Annotated in this window: 17 protein-coding genes and 1 riboswitch; of the genes, 7 read left to right on the top strand and 10 right to left on the bottom strand. The window is 50.5% G+C overall.

Annotated elements, in window-relative coordinates:
- Window positions 1–22 precede the first annotated feature (22 nt).
- The 4 genes from KZ483_RS01855 to KZ483_RS01840 all read right to left on the bottom strand — a co-directional run bounded on the left by KZ483_RS01855 (window position 23) and on the right by KZ483_RS01840 (window position 5287).
- Window positions 23–1201, bottom strand: a complete 1179-nt coding sequence (locus KZ483_RS01855; protein WP_258881504.1) for a Ger(x)C family spore germination protein — start codon at window positions 1199–1201, stop codon at window positions 23–25.
- A 1-nt stretch (window position 1202) separates the two neighbouring features.
- Complete coding sequence (locus KZ483_RS01850; RefSeq protein WP_220351099.1) at window positions 1203–2789, bottom strand: spore germination protein; 1587 nt, start codon at window positions 2787–2789, stop codon at window positions 1203–1205.
- A gap of 222 nt (window positions 2790–3011) precedes the next feature.
- Complete coding sequence (locus KZ483_RS01845) at window positions 3012–3701, bottom strand: response regulator (protein WP_220351098.1); 690 nt, start codon at window positions 3699–3701, stop codon at window positions 3012–3014.
- A complete protein-coding gene (locus tag KZ483_RS01840; protein WP_220351097.1) occupies window positions 3698–5287 on the bottom strand; it encodes an ATP-binding protein in 1590 nt (529 codons plus the stop codon). Before KZ483_RS01840 ends, KZ483_RS01845 begins: the two co-directional genes overlap by 4 nt.
- Before the next feature lie 232 nt (window positions 5288–5519).
- Here KZ483_RS01840 and KZ483_RS01835 point away from each other — a divergent pair, with 232 nt between their 5' ends.
- The 5 genes from KZ483_RS01835 (at window position 5520) to KZ483_RS01815 (ending at window position 9572) form a co-directional block, all read left to right on the top strand.
- Window positions 5520–6566, top strand: a complete 1047-nt coding sequence (locus KZ483_RS01835; protein WP_220351096.1) for a Bug family tripartite tricarboxylate transporter substrate binding protein — start codon at window positions 5520–5522, stop codon at window positions 6564–6566.
- Between the two features lie 71 nt (window positions 6567–6637).
- On the top strand, window positions 6638–7099 hold the full coding sequence (locus KZ483_RS01830; RefSeq protein ID WP_220351095.1) for a tripartite tricarboxylate transporter TctB family protein: 462 nt from the start codon (window positions 6638–6640) through the stop codon (window positions 7097–7099).
- A 14-nt stretch (window positions 7100–7113) separates the two neighbouring features.
- Window positions 7114–8640: a tripartite tricarboxylate transporter permease gene (locus tag KZ483_RS01825; protein ID WP_220351094.1), complete on the top strand. Its 1527-nt coding sequence runs from the start codon at window positions 7114–7116 to the stop codon at window positions 8638–8640.
- A gap of 6 nt (window positions 8641–8646) precedes the next feature.
- Entirely contained in the window at window positions 8647–9333 is a 687-nt protein-coding gene (locus KZ483_RS01820) for a TerC family protein (protein ID WP_220351093.1), read from the top strand.
- A complete protein-coding gene (locus tag KZ483_RS01815) occupies window positions 9330–9572 on the top strand; it encodes an HPr family phosphocarrier protein (protein ID WP_220351092.1) in 243 nt (80 codons plus the stop codon). The genes KZ483_RS01820 and KZ483_RS01815 overlap by 4 nt, the downstream gene beginning before the upstream one ends.
- A gap of 97 nt (window positions 9573–9669) precedes the next feature.
- On the opposite strand, the gene KZ483_RS01810 is transcribed toward KZ483_RS01815, so the two are convergent.
- Entirely contained in the window at window positions 9670–10911 is a 1242-nt protein-coding gene (locus tag KZ483_RS01810; protein WP_220351091.1) for a DUF445 domain-containing protein, read from the bottom strand.
- A gap of 484 nt (window positions 10912–11395) precedes the next feature.
- On the opposite strand from KZ483_RS01810, the gene KZ483_RS01805 reads away from it, so the two are divergent.
- A complete protein-coding gene (locus KZ483_RS01805) occupies window positions 11396–11707 on the top strand; it encodes an ArsR/SmtB family transcription factor (protein WP_220351090.1) in 312 nt (103 codons plus the stop codon).
- A 5-nt stretch (window positions 11708–11712) separates the two neighbouring features.
- Window positions 11713–12153, top strand: a complete 441-nt coding sequence (locus tag KZ483_RS01800) for an SRPBCC family protein (protein ID WP_220351089.1) — start codon at window positions 11713–11715, stop codon at window positions 12151–12153.
- Between the two features lie 67 nt (window positions 12154–12220).
- On the opposite strand, the gene KZ483_RS01795 is transcribed toward KZ483_RS01800, so the two are convergent.
- The 5 genes from KZ483_RS01795 to KZ483_RS01775 form a co-directional block, all read right to left on the bottom strand.
- Complete coding sequence (locus tag KZ483_RS01795; RefSeq protein WP_220351088.1) at window positions 12221–17317, bottom strand: OmpL47-type beta-barrel domain-containing protein; 5097 nt, start codon at window positions 17315–17317, stop codon at window positions 12221–12223.
- A 92-nt stretch (window positions 17318–17409) separates the two neighbouring features.
- A riboswitch (cyclic di-GMP riboswitch) is annotated at window positions 17410–17497 on the bottom strand.
- Between the two features lie 223 nt (window positions 17498–17720).
- The gene (locus tag KZ483_RS01790; RefSeq protein WP_220351087.1) at window positions 17721–18710 is read right to left on the bottom strand and encodes an ABC transporter permease; all 990 of its coding nucleotides are present in this window, start codon (window positions 18708–18710) and stop codon (window positions 17721–17723) included.
- Window positions 18711–18719: 9 nt separating this feature from the next.
- Complete coding sequence (locus KZ483_RS01785; RefSeq protein WP_220351086.1) at window positions 18720–19700, bottom strand: ABC transporter permease; 981 nt, start codon at window positions 19698–19700, stop codon at window positions 18720–18722.
- Complete coding sequence (locus tag KZ483_RS01780) at window positions 19697–20113, bottom strand: ATP-binding cassette domain-containing protein (protein WP_220351085.1); 417 nt, start codon at window positions 20111–20113, stop codon at window positions 19697–19699. The genes KZ483_RS01785 and KZ483_RS01780 overlap by 4 nt, the downstream gene beginning before the upstream one ends.
- Window positions 19999–21186, bottom strand: a complete 1188-nt coding sequence (locus KZ483_RS01775) for an ATP-binding cassette domain-containing protein (protein WP_220351084.1) — start codon at window positions 21184–21186, stop codon at window positions 19999–20001. The genes KZ483_RS01780 and KZ483_RS01775 overlap by 115 nt, the downstream gene beginning before the upstream one ends.
- Window positions 21187–21204 lie beyond the last annotated feature (18 nt).

Genomic DNA, 21204 nt, shown 5'->3' with positions numbered 1-21204 from the left:
CGGTTTTAAATCTCTCCAGCCCTCATTTGACTATCTCCAGCTCCCTCAAATGCACCGGTGGGCCAGACATGCCTGCACGTGTTAAAACAAAATCCACATCGACTGTAACGACAGCTTTCACGAATTTCTTGTCCCACTTCAGCTTGAGTTTTTGCCACTCTTTATTGTTCTTCTTATGAAGCTGGTCACCGAACCCGAAAATATCGGCTGCGTATTTCTTCTGCACATTCGCAATCATCTTCTGTGTATCCTTGCGAACCACCCTCTTTAACGTATCTTCCACCAAGTGATAATAATTCGGATTCGAGAAATCAAGTTGAGTATTGTTCTCTTCCAACGTTCCTGTTCCTTTTAAATGAACGGTGAAGCTTACCTTACCTCCTTTAACCTTCGGTACTATCTCCCGACTGGTGCTGTGCAATATTACACCGACGTTACCTTTGTGTTCCGGCAGCTGCAGGGTCATTACACCTCTTTTCAATTTTCCCGTTACCCATAGCATAAGCTGGGAATCAAAATTATTTAGATAGCCCACAAGTTTCAAATTTTTAAATATCGCAGAATGATTTAATTTAAACGTAAGCTTGTTTTTACTTTTTTCGCTGCCTATTTGCTGACCCGGTACCAACTCGATCGCCCCCATGACCGGTTCGATGCCTTCTCCGGAAGCTGTGTTCAGCAGATCGCGTATTGTGACAGCCGTACGCCCGAGAAGAATTTCCATCTCACGCACCGCTTCAGTTGGGAAGAACTCCAGCGGGTAATCAACCTTAATCGCATCTCTCCCCTCCTGCTCTTTGACAATGAGTACAAAAGTACGGAGCCGTGTTTTTGGGTTCCGAGAAAAGTGATCCAGGATTTCTTTGATCCCTTTCCTTGCGAGCTTCTCTCCGATCAACAATACGCGTCGGTGGGAGATGAACAACCTTCTGGATAGTTTACCCTGCAATTGCTCCATGATTTCCTGAGCGTTTTTACCTGTTCCCGCTTCAATGAAATAATTATTGCGACCTTGCGAAACATTTCCGATCTGGCGAGCAGGCACAGCGACTTGAATCATGCCCACATAACTGCCATCATCCTTTAGATCGATGGAAGTAGCCATCACCATCGCAATATCGTTGATCTCCATACGATCCTTGCAGCCTGCGCATACCATCGCCAATACAATAAGCAAAGCACTGATTATCCCTCTGCGCATCTTATTGACCTTCCTTCTTATCCGTCTCATGGCTTTGATTTGGACCTGGTCGTTGACCCGAAGGAACGCGTAGAGGCTCGTTATAGCCTGTCAGCCGAGGTCGCAGTTTCATTGCCCAGTGCGGCGCACGGAACAGAATATCTTTCAATCCGCCTATAGACAGCGGCGCGACCGGTTCAAAATATGGAATTCCAAACGATCGTAATGAATTTAAGTGAATCAGTATACAAACAAATCCCAGCCCAATGCCGTAAAGACCGAGCGTCCCTGCCAGCAGAATGAGCGGAAAGCGCAGAAGGCGGGTGCTGAAAGCAAAATTAAACCGGGGTATGGTAAAATTGGCAATGGCCGTAATCGAGACGACGATAACCATCGGTGCGGAAACGATACCTGCTTGCACCGCCGCCTGTCCGATTACAAGACCCCCTACAATACTGACAGCAGAACCAACCTGCCTCGGCAAACGAACGCCCGCTTCACGCAGTCCCTCGAACGTTATTTCCATTAATAGCGCTTCTGCAAGTGCCGGGAATGGACTCGCTTCACGAGCTCCCGCAATACTTAACAGCAGATTCGTAGGGATCATCTCCGGATGAAATGCTGCAACCGCCACATATAGCGAAGGAAGAAAAAGAGAAATTAAGATAAACCCAAAACGTATATAACGAATGAATGTCGGAATTAAGAACCGTTCGTAGTAATCTTCTGCACTTAGCAGCAAGTTCCAGAATGTGATCGGCACAATGAGCGCGGCTGGCGAGCCGTCAACCAGAATTGCTATCTTGCCTTCGAGCAAATTAGCCGCAACAATATCCGGTCGCTCTGTGGTATGCACTTGCGGAAACGGAGAGAAGGGCATATCTTCAATGAATTCTTCGATATAATTGGACTCGATCACCCCGTCGATCTCGATTTGCGTTATGCGCTCACGTACTTCCTGAACGACGGAATCCGTCGCAATCCCATCGATGTAAACGACTGCCACCTTCGTCTGTGTAAGTTCTCCGACTGTAAACGACTCAATCTTGAAACGCGGTGTCTTCAAACGTTTGCGAAGCAAAATTATATTGGTTTGGACCTGTTCAATAAATCCTTCACGCGGTCCTCGAATAAGCGGTTCTGCCTCCGGCTCCTCCACACTACGCGATGGAAGACGCTCCAAGCCGACGATCAATACACTGGGCTCACCGTCGAGAACAATTGCCACACCCCCGTCAAGCACACCTTTAACAAGAGCATCGAACGTGTCTGCCGTACGGATTTGCCCTACTCTCAGCGTATGCCTCAATTGTTCGGCCAAGCTCAAAAGCGATTTAGCTTCGCATTTACTTTCGTTGTCCCGCACCGTTTGCAATAATTCATGTTCGAGAAGCATCTTATCAACCATTCCGTCTACATACACCATCAATGTTTGTTTTCCAAATAGAACCAATGATTGAAGTGCGATATCCGAACAATTCTCGAACGTCTTTTCCAATTGTTCCCGGTTGGCGTCTAATTTATCATTCATGACCATTTTCGGCTCGGACACGGGATTCAACTCCTGAGTTGGCTTATGACTGCGGGACGATCTCATCCATTTCTTCATATATTTTTTCATATCCAATTCCTTCTTTTGCCTTATGGATCGCATCTCCAGTATTCCCTGCTTCATCTAGGCAATGCAAAACAGCTTCATGATAGGCTTATCCTTTGAAAGTAATGTTAGATTTATGCACATTCGTAAATAATCCAGTGAACAAACAAAATAGGACAGAGGAGCAGATATGAATCTGCAGACTCTGTCCACTCGCTTGGAGCATTTGATCCTTTACCGGGTGCTTTTATACACCCTCTCCGGTCTTCCAACCGTGCCATAGGAAATATCGGCGACGAGTTCGCCTTTGGATACGAAATACTCCAGATACCGCCTGGCGGTCGTACGGCTCACTCCGACCCTTCGCCCCAGCTCCTCCGCAGTCAATTCTTCCTTTCCCTGATGAATGAAAGAAGTAATCTTCTCCAATGTAAGCTTGTCAATTCCCTTAGGGAGATAAGAATCCCTGTCTCCTGCCTTACTCATTCCCCACAGAAGCTGGTCGATCCCTTCCTGGTCTACCTGCTTGCCGCCACCCTCCAGCTGATTCATCTTCTGCCGGTATTTCTGGTAAGAAGCCAGCTTCTCCTGAAATCTTTCGAAGACTACCGGCTTAATCATAAAATCATACACCCCGCCGCGAATAGCCGCCTTTACGGCATCGAATTCCTTGGCCGCGGTAATAATGATCACATCCGTCTGCGGATGGTTCTGATGAATATGCTTCAGGAGATCAAGTCCGTTCATATCCGGAAAATGCAAATCCAGCAGCACCAAGTCCGGCGTCAAAATCTCCAGATGCTCATGCGCCTCCTGCCCGTTCGTGGCAATTCCAACCACTTCAAACCCGTCCACCTTCTCTACAAACCGGCGGTTAATCTGTGCAATTCGAACATCATCCTCAATAACCAGCACCCGGATCATACCTTGCTCCTTTCCTTCGGAATGGCCACCGTGAAGATCGTACCTCCCTGCGGAAGGGCTCCGAATGTGATGTTGCCTTTCAGCTGCGCTGCTGCCTGCTGCACCAATGCAAGGCCGTACCCCCGATTCGCCTCGCCCTTCGTGGAGAAACCGAGCTCGAATAGCCTCCCCGCAGCTTCCTGGGGTATACCGATCCCGTTATCTTCTACCTCTATAATCAAATCGTCTCCCAGGTCAGTCAAGAATATCTTCACCTTCTTCTCATCATGGCCGGCAGCGATGACAGCCTCCAGTGAATTGTCGATCAGGTTGCCGATAATGGTGACCAGGTAGCTGCGGCTTACCGAATCGGGTATATCTTGAAACGAGCTATCCTTGTCGATTTCAAGCTCCACCTTAAGCTCATTGGCGCGGTTGAACTTGCCGATCAGAATGCCCGCAAGCGTCGGATCGGGAACCTCCTTCAGCAGAAACTGAATGAGGTTCTGATGAACGTTCGTTTCATGCGTAATCAGGTGCATCGCTTCTTGATACGATTCCAATTGAATGAGGCCGTATATCGTATACAGCTTGTTCGAATATTCGTGGGTCTGCGAGCGCAGCGCCTCTGCGTAACGCTTCACCTGGGTCAATTCTTCCGTCAACCGGAGCAGCTCTGACTTGTTGCGAAAGCTGGACACCGCCCCGATAACCTCATGCTGATGATTCACAACCGGCAGCCGGTTAACGACAACCATATTCCCGTTTATCGTCATTTCCTTGTCAAATTCTGCAGTGCCGCTCTTCATGACTTCGAGCAGACGGGACTCCGGAAGCGCATCTAAAATATGTCTCCCCGAAATTTCCGCTTCCTCATCCGAATCAAGCAGCTTCAATGCCGTTGGATTTGCCAGCGTAATCAACCCATCCTTATTGATTGCGATAATTCCTTCATGGATCGATTCGAGAATAGCCCTCTTCTCTTGATACAGCTGGCCGATTTCCCTGGGCTCCAGTCCGAATATGGACCGTTTAACGCCGCTCGCGATCCAGATCGCTCCCACGCATCCGAGCAGCAGAATCAATATGGCGAGAACGATAATGTTATTGCGGTAAATAATAGCTCTGTCATTAATATCCTTCACCAGAAAACCAACCGATACAACACCTATGACTTTATTATCAGCGTCAAAGACCGGCGCCTTGCCCCGCAAGGAAAGCCCTAGGCTGCCTAACGCTTCCGATATAATCGGCTCGCCCTTTAACACCGGCCCATTATCGCCGCCCACCATTTCCTTACCGATCTGCTCCGGTACCGGATGAGAGTAACGGATTCCATTGCGGTTGCCGACCACGATGAATTCGGCATCCGTCTCCATACGTATCTTTTCCACTATCGGCTGAATAATTTTCGAAGGGTCCTTATCTGCGAAGGCATCTCTGATTGTCTGCATGGAGGCTACGGTTTTCGCGATCTTGAGCGCTGAAGAACCGATATGCTCTTTGAGGGTACTCTCGATCATCCTCTCGAAAGCAAACGCCTGAACAATAATGATAATAAACAACAGCGAACCAATCAGCAGGATCAGTCTGGTCTGTAACCGCATACATTTGTCTCCTCCCGGAAGAGTTCACTTACCGCTATTACTATTATTTTATTCTACTATCGTTGATAAACATAGCCTCGGCCCCTTTACAGCATATAAATTTTATGAACAAAATTCATTTTATGGTCATTTTCGAACTTATGTTGTTATTCTATCCAAGCACGAAACCGGGATGCTAGTATGAAAGCACGGGGGCGAGAAAGCGCTTCCAATCATAAGGGGGAATCATCAGATGCGTCATAAAACAATACATTGGAAAACAGTTCTCATCAGCACTGTCGTGGCGGTAAGTCTTACAGCGTGCAGCAGTGGAGCCAGTACTGGAACGAATACGGGAGCCAAAGGCACAGATGCCTCCGCTTCCAAATATCCCGAGAAACCGATCGTTATGGTAGCACCTTCAGGAGCAGGCGGCGGTTGGGACAAAACGGCAAGATCCATAACCAAGGTGCTGGGCGAGACCAAGCTGGTCGACCAGACAATGACGGTTGAGAATAAGCCGGGCGGCGGCGGTATCGTATTCCTGGCGGAGTATGTGACAAAGGATAAGAATAATCCATACAAATTATTTGTCAGCTCCCCGCCTATTCTGATCAATAATCTTAAGAAAGAAGGAACGAGCCCTTACGGTTACAAGGATACGACCCCACTGGCCCAGCTCACCAAAGATTACGGGGCGATCGCCGTACCGGCCGACTCCAAATTCAACGATATGAAATCCCTGGTCGAAGCCATTAAAGCCGACCCGACCAAGGTTACTATGGCGGGCGGCTCGGCGCCGGGTTCCATGGACCATCTGATCAGCATCCTGCCGGCCTTTAAATCGGGAATCGATCCGAAATCGGTTAAATATGTATCCTACGACGGAGGAGGCGAAGCGATCGCCGCTCTGCTCGGTAATAACGCAGATGCGATCGGTACCGACGTATCGTCGCTGGGCTCCTACCTGAAAGCCGGCAAAATCAAGATTCTTGCCGTTACATCGACTGAAAGACTCGGCGGGGATTACAAGGATATCCCGACCTTGAAAGAGCTCGGTATCGACGCGGACTTTACGATTTGGCGCGGCGTGCTCGGTCCCAAAGAAATGACCGCGGATCAAGTCGCTTACTGGGATGCCAAGCTTAAAGCTCTTTCAGAGAATGATGTATGGAAAGCAGAGCTTAAAGCCAACGATTGGGAAAGCGAATATAAAAATTCAGCCGATTTCAAAGCATTCTTGGACAGCCAGGAGAAGGATGTCCAGGAGCTGCTCACCGCACTCGGCATGCAGAAGTAAGCTTGAATTCAGGGGGTGGAGTGCTTCGCTCCCCCTTTCTTTTGTTGAAAGTAAAGAAGGAGATGCATATCGTGAACAAAACATTCGACCGTTATATCAGCTTTATATGTTTTCTGCTCGGAATCGGGTTTATTTGGCAGAGCACTCAAATCAGCTCCTCGTCGTACGGCAGCAACGTCGGGCCTAACATATTTCCTTTAGGACTCGGGGCGCTGCTTGTTCTTCTCAGTATACGGCTGTTCTTCGAGGTATTGAAGTCCAAGGCGCAGCGCGCCGAAGGCGGGCAATTGGCCTACAAAAAATTCTTGCTGATCTTCGCCGCCGCTGTACTGTATGCATATTTCTTTGAAGCAATCGGCTATGTGATCGGTACATTCCTCTTTCTCCTGTTCAGCTTCCAGGTGCTCGAGAGAGGCAAAATCGTGCAGTCCGTGCTTATTTCCGGTCTGTTCTCCACAGGCGTGTATGTGCTGTTTGTCGTGATTTTGGAAGGTTCGATGCCAGGCTTTCCGTCTTGGTTATCCGGATCATAGGGGGCAATTGAGAAATGAACACCTTGGAATTTATTGCCAACGGATTTGCAACCGCTCTTCAGTGGCATAATCTGATTTTCGCCTTTGTCGGCGTGCTGATCGGTACGGCCGTGGGCGTGCTTCCCGGAATCGGTCCAATGAGCGGCGTCGCTTTGCTTATCCCTATAACAGCCTCGATGACCGGCGGCCTTGGTCCTGAGGCAGCGGCGACCAGCTCAATTATTCTGCTCGCAGGGGTCTATTACGGAGCTATGTACGGCGGATCGACCACCTCTATCCTATTGAATACACCAGGCGAATCCTCCTCTGTCGTAACTACCTTGGACGGCTATCAAATGGCTAAACAAGGAAGAGCCGGAGCCGCCTTATCCATATCGGCCATCGGGTCCTTTGTCGCTGGATTGTTTGCATTGATTGCACTCATACTATTAGCGCAGCCGTTGTCTAATGTAGCCATCAGATTCGGGCCTGCCGATTATTTCTCTTTGATGGTTCTCGGTCTCGCCGCTGTAAGCGGCTTGGCAGGCAAATCGATGACGAAAGCGCTAATTATGACCGTACTCGGGCTGCTGCTCGCCACGATCGGCATGGATACCGTATCGGGCGTCGCCCGCTTTACCTTCGGCATTCCGGTGCTGTATTCCGGACTTGAATTTCTGACGGTTGCCGTGGGCTTGTTCGCTTTGGGCGAAGTATTCAAGACCATCCTGGAAAATGATTATTCAGCCGGTAAGACCAATAAAATCGGCCGTATTCTGCCGACTAAGCAGGATCTGAAGGACAGTGCGGGTCCGATCGCCCGCGGCTCTGTGTTAGGCTTCTTCATCGGTATTCTTCCCGGAGCCGGTGCGACACTCGCTTCTTTCTTCAGCTACATCATGGAGAAGAAACTGAGCAAGCATCCCGAGACGTTCGGCCAAGGGAACATTGCCGGCGTTGCCGCCCCCGAATCCGCTAATAATGCTGCTTCCGGCGGCGCGATGATACCTCTGCTTACTTTGGGAATACCGGGCTCCGGTACAACGGCGATTCTTATGGGCGCCCTTATCATGTATAACATTCAGCCGGGCCCTTTGTTATTCGAGGAGCATCCGCAGGTAGCCTGGGGACTGATTGCGAGTATGTTCATCGGAAACTTGATGCTTCTGATTCTCAATATGCCGCTGGTCAAAGTGTTTGCCAAGGTCATTCAAACGCCTGCCAAATATTTGATTCCAATCATTATTGCCATCTCCATCTTCGGCGTGTATGCCGTTCAGGCGCAAATATTTGACCTTATGCTGCTCATGGGCTGCGGGATCGCCGGCTTCTTCCTGGTCCGCAATGATTACCCGCTGGCTCCGCTGGTGCTCGGACTGGTCCTTGGGCCGATGATTGAGAACAACATGCGAAGGGCGCTTACGACCTCGAACGGGGACTTTATGATATTCCTGCATAAACCGATGTCGGCGGTATTCCTGCTGATCGCAGTGCTATGGATAGTTGTGCCGCTCCTGCTCAGAATGAGAGGAAAACAAGTAATAGTCAACGAGGAGGGTTAAAGATCCGTGTTCACTGATTTATTGGTCGGTTTGCTTAAACTCAGTCTTATTAACATTGTACTGAGCGGGGACAATGCGGTTGTCATTGCCCTTGCAAGCCGCAACCTCCCCGTCCATCAGCAGAAAAAGGCCGTGTACTGGGGGAGCATCGGGGCAATAGGACTACGGTTAATATTGACGTTCGCGGCCGTCTGGCTGCTGCATATCCCTTTTGTTCAAATTCTGGGCGGATTGCTGCTGCTTTATATTGCCGTTAAACTGCTCATCAACGATTCGGAAGACGAGCACATTCAATCCGGCAGCAAGCTAAGCGAGGCCATCAAGACGATCATCATTGCCGATTTGGTGATGAGTCTGGATAACGTCCTGGCCGTAGCCGGCGCCGCCAACGGAAACCTCTTCCTGATCGGACTGGGACTTGCTGTCAGCATACCGCTCATCATGTGGGGCAGCCAGCTCATCATGCGTCTTATGAAGCGGTTTCCCATTATCGTTCTGGTAGGTGCGGGACTGCTTGGCTATACCGCGGGAGAAATGATATTAGGCGACAAGGCTGTTCAGCATTTCATGGATACAACGCTGCATGCCGGTCATTATGCCATTCCGTTGGTGCTTGCCGTACTAGTTATTGCGGTTGGAAGGGCGATTTCAAGGAGAAGAGAATTACTTTCTGTAGGAGGCTTGCAAAAATGAGCGTCGGAGTTAGAGCTATTGTTGAGATCAGCCAAACGGCCGCAAATTTCAAGTCAAGCATCGTGCTTCGAATCAATAACAAACATGTCGACGTAAAGAGTATTCTCGGGCTGAGCGTAACACTGCTTAAGACAGACCAGTACAGGCTTGAAATTCATGGTCCGGATGAGGCCGAGGCGAAAGCCGCGATGACCGAAGTTTTCAGTAAGTACCGGCTTTCCGTAGAAGTTAACGAATAGTCGGCCACTGACGGAAGGAAATAAAATAAAGAACGGGAAGGACCGCCGGTGCGTGCCCTTCCCGTCTTTCATATCTGTCGCTTTATTTTCCCCCTCCTCATACCCACTGAATTAGCGCAAGTATGATACCGACAACAAAGCCGCACAACGCTCCGTTGACCCGGATCCACTGCAGGTCTTTGCCGACTTTCTCCTCCATCATGCGAACCAGGGCCTTATCATCCATTTGATCGAGGTTTTCTTTCACCAATTGACCGATCCGGTAATGATTCGACTCCACAAGATGAATAATCGAGGACAGCAGGCGGCTTTCCCACACTTCAATCCATTCCGGATCCTTGGTTAAATGCCTTATAATCGAACGGTAAAGCGCAAAAACCATCCGACCGCCATTGGCCCGTTCCTCCTCCAGCTTGCCCAGAGCAAGAGTGCGTATGTCTTCCAACCGTGCTTGCATGAAGGTGCCGGCACCTTCTCCTTCCACATTGTTCAGGGCCCATTCCTTCAACGTGGTCAACTGGGAATCGTTCTCCGCCAGTTGGAAAAGCTGAATCCGGATTTCCCGCACAATCAGCTCGCGGTATGCGTTATCTCCGGTTTGGAGGTCCCGGATACCCGAAAGCAGCATGTTTTGCAGTATCGCCCCAAGCTTCTCCTCGTTCATGAATCCGGCAAACGCTTGAAATGCAAACCCCATCAAGCCGCCCATATTGACAGCAGACAGCTTCTCACTGGCCAGCTTGCCGAGCATACTCTGCGTCTCCGGCCGCTCTGCCCATTTCGATGCTTCCTTCAAGACATAATCAAGCGCCGCTTCATCGTATCCGTCGTTCATTGCTTTGGTTATAACCATCTCGGCCGCAGCCTTGAAATCCGCCTTCCGAATATATTCGCTTATCCAGGACTGTATGAACGGGACAGCTTTCGCAAGCGGCAGCCGGAGAACCAACTGCGTGAGCAAATCCACTATGGTTCTCCTTACTTTCTTCCTGCTCATCTGCTTCGTCAGCTGCGATGAGACGACCCGGAGAATGTTCAGCTTCCGGAGCTTGTTTTCAATACTTTCCTTGTTGAGCAGTTCGTTCTCCATCGCGGAAATTAAAGATTGGACGATTTTGTCCCTATTCTTAAGCAGCAACGAAGTATGCGGGACCGGTATGCCGAAAGGATGACGAAAAAGCGCGGTTACAGCAAACCAATCGGCAATGCCGCCTACCAAGCCGGCTTCAAAGCCCCCTTGCAGCAGATAAACAAGAGCATTCTCTGGAAGAAATAAAGTGACTACAAAGCCCAATGCCATAAGCGCTAGCGAGATACCCGCCAAATATTTCGAATTCATGTGCGACCTCCTGACAGGTAATAAAGTGCTTGGCAGCAGGCAGCTCTACACTGCCATCGCCTTTTGTTCAAATATAAGAAAGTATAAGTCTTCACAATACTTTGCTTATATTTTTGAGGGAAGAAACCTGATACGCCGCCAAGGACGGCACAGAACCAAGCGCGATCAGTAACGCGCTAATGGTTCGTGCGAAGCACAGAACCAAGCGCGGACAGTAACGCGCTAATGGTTCGTGCGAAGCACAGAACCAAGCGCGGACAGTAACGCGCTAATGGTTCGTGCGAAGCGACAGCCGTTTCTTCTTAATCAGCACTGTACATTTTGCGTTTCTTTTCATTGTACAAGAACTCACGCTGACTTTCATTCTCTTTGCAAAAGGGACATAAATGAAATGATACTATTTTTCCGCTGTGAGCTCCCACTATTCATACAGCTTGTTTAAGATTAAGTTGACACTTAATTAAGTGTGTGCTACATTATTGTCATGATAGAAAAAGTCATTCACGCTTTAACAGAACCCAGGCGCAGAGATATTCTGTATCTCGTCCGGGACGGGGAACTTACGTCCAGCGCCATCGCATCGCATTTTGACATTTCAGCTCCTGCAGTATCCCAGCATCTCAAGGTTCTCGAAGAATCCGGTCTTGTCGTTGTCCGGAGAGACGGAACGAAACGGTATTACCGAATCAGGAGGGAAGGCTTCGCCGATTTGAAGCAGTACATCGACCGTTTCTGGGATGACAGCTTACTGCGCTTGAAGGAAGCTGCGGAAGAAGAAGAAGAGAGGAGAAAGTAGAAAACATGACTCAAACTCAAAGTGACAAGGTTATTAAAGAAATTTTTATCGAATGCCGTCCCGAGACATTGTTTCCGTTCTTCACCGACCCCGAGAAGATGATCCGCTGGATGGGCAGCCATATCCTTCTCGATCCCACAATAGGCGGCAAATTCCGGATTGATCTGAACGGACACGATATTGCAACCGGTGAATACGTGGAGATTGTACCGAATGAGAAAATCGTGATGACGTGGGGGTGGGAGAAGTCGAAGCTTGTCCCACCCGGTTCAAGCACCATAGAATTTCTGCTTGCTCCCAAAGAAAACGGCACCCTCTTGGTGCTCACTCACTTCGATTTGCCGGTCGAAGAACTCGCATCTCACAATAAGGGATGGACGCATTTCATGTCCCGGCTTCAATTATTGGCAGAGGGTCAAGATCCTTCGTCCGTTAAGGCCATCTGATGTACTTTCATACCAAATCAAAAAAGTGGAGATCCCCCGGATTCTGCCGGGCGGACCTCCACTTTTCTTATTTCTGAAGCTTTACGGTCTTCTCTCCGATTACCAGTATGCCGTTAACAAAACCACGGAAGTGTAATGTTACTTCAGAAGCCGTCCAATTGAAATCCGAGCGTTCGAATTTGAATTGGCCCTGCTTCGCCTGATTGTAATATCCGTTATTGCTGGTCAGAGCATCGACACCGTTAAGGGTTACGGTGGTAAGATCGAAGCCTTGAGTACTGTAGCCGTCCGGCAGGTCCACACGAACGGTAAACTGTCCTTTATTGCCTTTGATTACATTAGGGGTAACCGTTATGGACGCCCGTATATAATTGGTGAATTGTTTTTTCAGTGTAGTGCTCAGACCCGCGGCGTTTGTTACCGTTACTGTGACGGTATAAACTCCCGGTTTGTCCAATGTGACGTCGGTGCCGTTTGCTACGGCCTGCTCTGTTGCCGTACCCGGACCGGAAACGGTCATTTTCTCGTATACAATACCCGAAAGTGAATCCGCCGCGGAATAGGTCAGCCGCAGCGGCATCCCTGCCTGATACTCATCGTTAAGATTCATCGTGATAACCGGTGGCGTCTTGTCGATCTTTACTGCCGCCTCATTCGAAGTCTCAACGTTTCCCGCCACATCCACTGAATAGAAAGCGACTTTATGGATGCCTTCATTTGTGACTGTGAACGAACTGCCCTCCGCATATGCCGAGCCGTCGATCGAATAGTATGTCGCCGCTGTGCCGCTTAACGCATCATCTGCAGTGAGTTTGACTGCGACGTCATCTTTCGACCAGGACGATGGAACATCGGAGACGGTAACCGGCGCTGTCAGGTCGATTTTTACTTGGATCGTATTGGCTTCTTCCTTATTGCCCGCTTTATCCACCGAGTAGAAAGAAACGTTATTCACGCCTTCCTGGTCCACTGTTACGGAGGCTCCCGGGGCATACTCCCCGCCGTTGACGGAATAATACGTATTCGCAATTCCGCTCTGCGCGTCCGATGCCGTCAACGCAACGACTTGTTTTTGGTTGGTCCAATCAGCCGGGACTTTCGCTACGGTAACTGGCGCTGTCAGGTCGATTTTCACTTGAACTGTGTTCACTTCTTCCTTATTGCCCGCTTTATCCACCGAGTAGAAGGAAACGTTGTTCACGCCTTCCTGGTCCACTGTTACGGAGGCTCCCGGGGCATACTCCCCGCCGTTGACGGAATAATACGTATTCGCAGTACCGCTTTGCGCGTCCGATGCCGTCAACACAACGACCTGTTTTTGATTGGTCCAATCTGCCGGGGCTTTCGCCACGGTAACTGGCGCTGTCAGGTCGATTTTCACTTGGATCGTATTGGCTTCTTCCTTATTGCCCGCTTTATCCACCGAGTAGAAGGAAACGTTGTTCACGCCTTCCTGGTCCACTGTTACGGAGGTTCCCGGGACATACTCCCCGCCGTTGACGGAATAATACGTATTCGCAGTACCGCTTTGCGCGTCCGATGCCGTCAACACAACGACCTGTTTTTGATTGGTCCAATCAGCCGGGGCTTTCGCCACGGTAACTGGCGCTGTCAGGTCGATTTTCACTTGGATCGTTTGGGCCGTTTCCTTGTTGCCGACTTTATCGACCGAATAGAAGGAAACATTATTTACGCCCTCTTGATCAACTGTAAAAGAAGTTCCCGCCGCATATTCGCCGCCGTTCACGGAGTAAAATGTGCTCGCGACTCCCGTCTCGTTATCCGTTGCCGTCAAGGTCACGGTCTGGCTTTGGTTCGTCCAACCAGCCGAAGCGTCCGCTTTGGTTACCGGCGCTTCCGTATCCACAATCAGCTTGGCGAGAACGACGTTCGACGGCGCCGATTCGCCAAACGAATTACTGAATGAAGTCACGTAGTACTCGTGGTCTTGATACGGCAAGTCCGTTACGGTATAAGACAGGTTATTGACGTTTGCCGCAACCAGAACGGATTTGCCGTCTATAAGCTCATACACGTTATAGCCGTTTGCATACGTTGCGAAGCTCCAGGAAATGCGGGCGCTCGTACCGCTGAGCAGCTTAAGGGAAGCAACCGGAGGCTGCATAACCGGGAACACGATCGTTTCTGTCACACGGTTTGAAGATGCCGACTCGCCGAAGCGCGTATTGTAGGCAGTCACTTCAAATTGATGGGTATCCTCCGACAGGTTGAACACCTGATAGCTCAGTGCCGTGCCTTTGTAGATTAACGAGCGCGTTCCGCCGGTCACATTATAAACGCGGTATTCGTTGGCCCAGGCAGCGGCCTGCCAAGAGAGCGTAATGTTATTGGCATTGAAGACCTTATCCGTCAACACAGGCGGCTGAACGATTGGCCAAACAAGTGTTAAATTAATGGTGCTTCCCGCCGCTGATTCGCCGAATCGGTTGCTGTATGAATTCACCGTATAGGTGTAATCACCCGCCGGCATATTGACGAATGCCGCCGCTGTCCCGGTTACGGTGCTTTTTAACACTTTTTGCCCGTCGACCACCTGGTATACTTTGTACCCGGAGGCATAGAGAACGGGGTTCCACTTCAAGGTAATATCGTTGCCGTTGGTAATCGTCTTGCTCAAGCTGCCGGGCTCCTGCATGAGAGGCCAGACAAGTGTGAACTGGAGGCGGCTGCCATCCGGCGATTCGCCGAAGCGGCTGCTGTAAGAGCGCACTATGTAGGTGTAGTCACCCTCCGGCATATTCGTTAACGTTATGCTTGTCCCGGTTTGCGATTTCTTCAGCACTTCTTGGCCGTCAACCACTTGGTACAGGTTGTACCCCGAAGCATAGGCTGCGACGTTCCACTTCAGGGAGATGTCATTGCCGTTTATGATCGTTTGTGTAAAGCCACCCGGCGCTTGCATAACCGGGAAAGCGAGCGTGAACATAATTCCCGCACCTTCCGGCGATTCCCCGAGAAGGCTCGAGAACGAGTTTACAACATAGCTGTAGTCGCCTTCCGGCTGATTCGCGTAAGTGACGGATGTCCCGGTTACCGTGCTTTTCAATACCTTTTGACCATCTGTCACCTGGTAGATTTTGTAGCTGGTTGCGTAGGGAGCAGCCGTCCACTTTAAGGTAATGTCATTACCGTTTGTCAGTGTATAGGTCGGATTTGCCGGAGCTTGCATCGTCTGTCCGTTCAGCGTTACCGACACCTGAGTTCCATCCGCCGACTCGCCAAAGCGGGCGGAAACGGCATGAACCTCATACGTATAGGTGCCCGGAGACATACCTGTGTATGTGATCGTAAGAGCCGTCACCGTGCTTTTGAGTACCCTCTGTCCGTTCACGATCTGGTAAACTTTGTAGCTTGACGCATAAGGGGAAGCCTCCCATGCCAAGGAAAAGTCTGTTGCGTTCTTGATCGTTTGCGTCAAGTTACCAGGCGGTTGAATCACCGGAAATACAAGTGGGAAAGAGACCTGGCTCCCATCCGCCGATTCACCGAAACGATTGGATACGGAATGAACTTCGTAAGCGTAACTGCCTTCCGGTTGATTGGGTAATGTGACGGTCGTGCCGGTTACCGTGCTTTTCAATACCTTCTGGCCGTTTATAATTTGATAGATCTTGTAGCTGTTCGCATTTGCTGCAGCGCTCCATGTCAGGATAATATCATTCCCGTTCTGAAGCTTATATTGGAGGTTATCCGGCGCTGCCATGATTACGGCGTCTATTGAAAGGGTGACTTGAATGCCTTCCGTCGATTCGCCGAAACGGGTGGAGAAGGAATGTACCTCGTAGACATAATCGCCCGCCGGCTGGTTGGTATAGGTGACCGTGTTACCGGCTACCGTGCTCTTCAGTATTTTCTGGCCGTCGCTTATTTGATAGATCTTGTAGCTGTTGGCATTGGCAGCAGCTCCCCACGTAAGGACGACATCATTGATATTCTGCAGTTTAGATGTAAGAGTGGGCGGCGGCGCCATCGTGGTTGAGCCTAGGGTAATAGCAACCTGGCTGCCTTCCGCCGATTCTCCGAACCGGTCGCTGTAGGAATGAACCTCGTAAAGGTAATCTCCGGCCGGTTGATTGGCATACGTGACTGTCGTGCCGGTTACCGTGCTTTTCAATACGTTTTGCCCGTCGATTACCTGATAGATTCTGTAGCCCGTCGCATTTGCGGCAGCACTCCAGGTGAGGACGATGTCATTGATGTTCTGCAGCTTATACGTCAAGCTGCCCGGCGCAGCCATGGTTGCGGTTCCGACAGTCACTGTCAAGCGGCTGCCTTCCGCCGATTCGCCGAAACGGTCGCTGAACGAATTTATCTCATACACATAATCGCCGGACGGCTGATTCGTCAGCTTTAACGTTGTACCGGTCACGGCGGTTACTAATACTTTCTGGCCATCGGTAATTCGGTAGACTTTATAATTAAGCGCGTAATTTACCGGGTTCCATTTCAAGTTCACGTCGTTGACGTTCGAAATGGTGAACGAAAAGCCCCCGGGGGCAGTCATTGCCGGATAAACAATGTTAATATCAACAGGTGCGGAAAGAGGCGATTCGCCGAATAACGTATTCGATGCGGTAACCGCGTATCTGTATGCTCCTGCCGGCGAATTGGCAGCCGTATAAGTGCGGGCAGTCTGCGTTTTCACCAATGTCGGTTGACCGTCAGCCTGAATCTGGTACAGGTTGTAGCTTTGGGCGTTCGGGGAAGCCGTCCAGCTGAGAGCGATGTCGTTGCCGTTCTGAATCGTGTAGACCACCGCCGGGGCGGTCATATCAGGATAAGAGATATTCACCGTTATCGGCGCGCTCGGACCGGACTCTCCGTCGGGACTCAAGGTTGAGACAGCGTATGTATAGGATCCTTCGGATAGACTGTTGATTGTGAAAGAAGTCGTCGATGACGTCCCGCGCACGATAAGCTGGCCGTCGGTGATCTCATACACTTTATAGCCGGTAGCTCCAAACACTGCACTCCATGTCAGTTTGACGTCGGCCGGCGTCAGGAGCTGATAGGCAAGATTGCTTGGGGGCAGCATATTGTTGTTGGTCTCTGCTGCAAATACGTTTGCTGCGGGAAGGCAAATCTGGATCATAAGAAGCAGTGATACGAGAAAAGAAAGCCTGTTAGAGAAACGTTTTTTCATAATGAACCCACCTTTCTTTGTATAAAACGTTGCAAGTGCCAAAAAAAATAAACCTTTTGACAAGGTTCATAGTGAAAATGCCTATGATTCCTTGTGGCAACCGGCTGCCTTCCGCTTCTATAGCGGATCAGGCCCTTGGCTTTGCGTCTCATGATTTCTCATGATTTGCCCTTACACTTGGTTGTACTGAACTATGACTTTAACTCTATGATATAGTGTCGAATCTAGTAATGTGAATAGGTCTATTGAACCATAATAGGAACTATTGACCAGAGGTCGGATTATTTATACTTGTTCGTTAAAAAGCAAACAGCCCCCCGATAGGAGAGCTGGTTCGTATCCATTATTCAAGCAAATCAAGGCTGATCCGCTCAGCAGCGGCGGCTTGCAAGCCCTTCTACCTTCACAGCCGATTCTTGATATGAAGCTCCCTGCCGTATATTGCAATCATTATGAGGACGATGATTCCGTAAAGAATTTTCTGCTGGGAGGCATCCATATTGAGACCGGTCAGAATCATGTTAATCTCGGTCAATATAAGCACGCCTGCCAAAGTGCCCATATAACCGCCCGCTCCGCCGAGCAGGCTGGTGCCGCCGATCGCGACGGCGCCGACGGTTACAAACAGATAAGGGTCGCCTATCCCGAAGGATCCGCCGCCGGAGAAGCCGGAGAGCAGCATACCGGCCATAGCGGCCAGAACCGCGGAAGCCACATACGTATAGGTCCACACCTTAACACGCTTAATGAGCACCAGCTCGGCCGCTTTCGGATTGGCTCCGACCGCATAGATCTGACGTCCCAGGCGGGTACCGCGCAGCATCCAGACCACAAGAGCCGCAAGCGCAAACCATATGAAGACCACAGGCGGTACCGGTATACCGAATACATGCCCGTTCAAGGCCGCCAGATGCTCCAGAAATACCGGAGGTTCTCCCAGAGGTATGCCTTGGGTTACAAAATACAGTATTCCGTTCACGATATATCCGACGCCGAGGGTAATAATGAGCGGGTGCAGCTTCAGCCATGAAGACAGCATACCGTTAATGGCGCCGACTACTACTGCGATTGCCAGTACAATCAGTATTGAGAACACTGTCGGGACGTGGTGGCTGTTCAAGAAAGGAACCATAAGATTGCCCAGCGTTATCATATAAGGCAGAGACATGTCGATGCCTCCGAGGAGGATAACGAGATTTTGACCGATCGCGGCGATGCCGACGAACGATGCGAGCACCAATAAAGATAAGATCGTGTTCGAGCTGGCGAACCCATCCATAATGGCCATACCTATGAAAAACATGATCACGACAATGGAATACGCCGCTATGACGCTGCCGGACTGCTTAATGCTCGCCAGGCGAAGCCCGGACCGCTGAGATAAATTGTCCATACTGGTGGCTCACCTCCTTGAGCGGCCGAGAACCGCATTAATGATGATAGCGCCTACAAGTATGATGCCGTAGGCGATTTGCTGCCAGAAGACTCCGATATGCGATACCGTAATCAGGTTATCGACGAGGAAAATAGCGACAGCGCCTATAAGCGTTCCCCACACTCCGCCCCGGCCGCCGAGCAGGCTGGTGCCGCCGAGCGCTACCGCGGCCAGTGAGGTCAGGGTGAACGAGTTACCGATGTTGCCGTCTCCGGATGCCACTGTGCTTGTCAGCAAGAGAGCTGCAAAGGCGGTGAATATCCCTGTCAGGACAAACGCCCCGAGCTTCACCCAGGCAATAGGAACCGCACTGACATAGCTGGCGCGTTCATCGCCCCCAATAGCATAAATATTTTTCATGAAACGGGTACGGCTGAGCAGCCACCAGAATGCCAGACCCCCTGCGATAAACAGTACGCACATCGGGATAGGTCCGATATTCCCGGTCCAGCCGATAAGCCAATCGGGTACGGAACCGCCCGGCTGCGGCAGCAGGAACGTTGCCAGACCCGAATAGATCGAGAACGTCCCGAACGTAACCACGATCGATTGAAGACGCAGAAAACTGACCAGGCTGCCGTTAATGAGACCGGAAACGATGCCGATGAGCAGCGCGCAGCCGATTAAGGCCAATGGCGAGGTGACCCCGTTCCCAGCCAACAGTACAATAGAAACATTGATGAGGCTGATCAAGGGACCTATGGAAATATCAAGCGCTCCGTTACCAAGCAGAATGAGCACAGTTTGGGCTACTGCCGCGAATATGAGCGGCGCTGCGGCCGCTATAAGGCCCGTTAATACATCAATGCTCCAGATCCGGGGCTCCAATACCGTGTTGGCGATCAGCAATACAACCAACAGGGCGAGAGCAACCGCCATATACGGCAGGCGAACACGGCGCTTAGGCGCCGAAGGCGTAAGGTCGATGGCAATTCCGGCCTCCGTCATACAACTTCACCAAACATTCCCGCAATGAGACTTTCCCGGCGCAGATGATTCCCGGTCAAGGTCTCAAATATTTCACCTTCACGAAACACTAACACGCGGTTACTCAATTTAATCAACTCCTCCAAGTCAGTGGATAACAGAACAATGCTTACCCCCGCTTCGGCCAGCTCCTCAAACAACCGGTACAAGTCCTTTTTGGTCGGTATATCCACTCCGCGAGTCGGATCGTTAAGCAGCAGAATATAAGGTCTGGCGAACAGCCATCTGGCCAGGATAACCTTCTGCTGGTTTCCGCCGCTTAGCGAGCCGACCAGCCGCGACTTGTTATCGAACACAATCGATAAATCCTGCTGAAAATTATCCAGAGCCCGGTCGACCGACTTGTTCGAAATGACCGCCGAATAAGTTGGCATCGCAAAGTTATCGGAATATTCAGCTTTAGAAACAGCCCTTGTGTTTTGCGGTCCCTTGGGACATAGGCGATTCCCGCCCGGAATGCGCTTTCCAATGAGCGGATTTGCTCCGGTGTTTCGTCAAGTGCAGACGCTTGTACGGAGCCCGAAACGGCATGGCTCACTCCTGCCAATATTTCAAGAAACGTTTCCTGTCCATGCCCTTCAAGGCCTGCCAGTCCGACTATTTCGCCCCTGCGCAGTTGAAAATCGATCGGGCGATGATCAGGCTTGATGACCAGGCCGCTCGTTTCAAGAACAACCGTCCCTTCGCCGGAAACCTCGATCTTTGGCTTGTCGGCAGCGGTCAACTCGGTATGCGTCCCCCCGGACATAAGCCCCAGAATGTGCGATATCCGCACATTCCCGGCATCCAGTGAATCTATGGTCCGACCGCTTCGGATGACCGTCAGCCTGTCGGCAAGGCTCAGAATCTCATCAAATCTGTGAGAAATATAGATGGCGGATTTACCGGCCTTGGCGCGCTCACGCAGCAGATCGAATAAGAGGTCACGGTCGGCAACATCAAGCGCCGAGGTCGATTCATCAAGAATGACGACCTCCGGGTCGAGCAGCAGCCCTCTGGCGATAACGATAATCTGCTGCTTGGACAACGGGAGCTCCTCGACCGGCAGGTCGAGGTTGATCGGATCTGAAGAAAGCCGGTTTAATAAGCGGCGAACACGATCTATAAGCTCCGGACGGGGCGGACCCGAGAAGAACCGGCCCATTCCAAGCACTGCGTTATCCAGCACAGAAAGCGCAGGAACAACAAGGATCTCCTGCGGAATGCTCACAACACCGCATTTTCGTGCTGCGGCAGGGCCGCCGAAGCGGACCTTGTTCCCATTAACCCGCAATTCGCCTTGATCCGGCATCAGAATACCGCTTAGTATTTTCACCAGTGTGGATTTTCCACAGCCGTTCTCGCCAATGATGGCATGAATTTCGCCTTTTTCGCATGCAAATGAGCAGTCCGTCAGCGCTCGCGTCTCGCCAAACGATTTTTTCAAATGACTCGCTTGAATCATCATGGATTGACTCCTCCAACC

The organism is Paenibacillus sp. sptzw28, from assembly GCF_019550795.1.
Taxonomy (GTDB): domain Bacteria; phylum Bacillota; class Bacilli; order Paenibacillales; family Paenibacillaceae; genus Paenibacillus_Z.
This window is presented reverse-complemented; position numbering and strand designations above follow the sequence as displayed.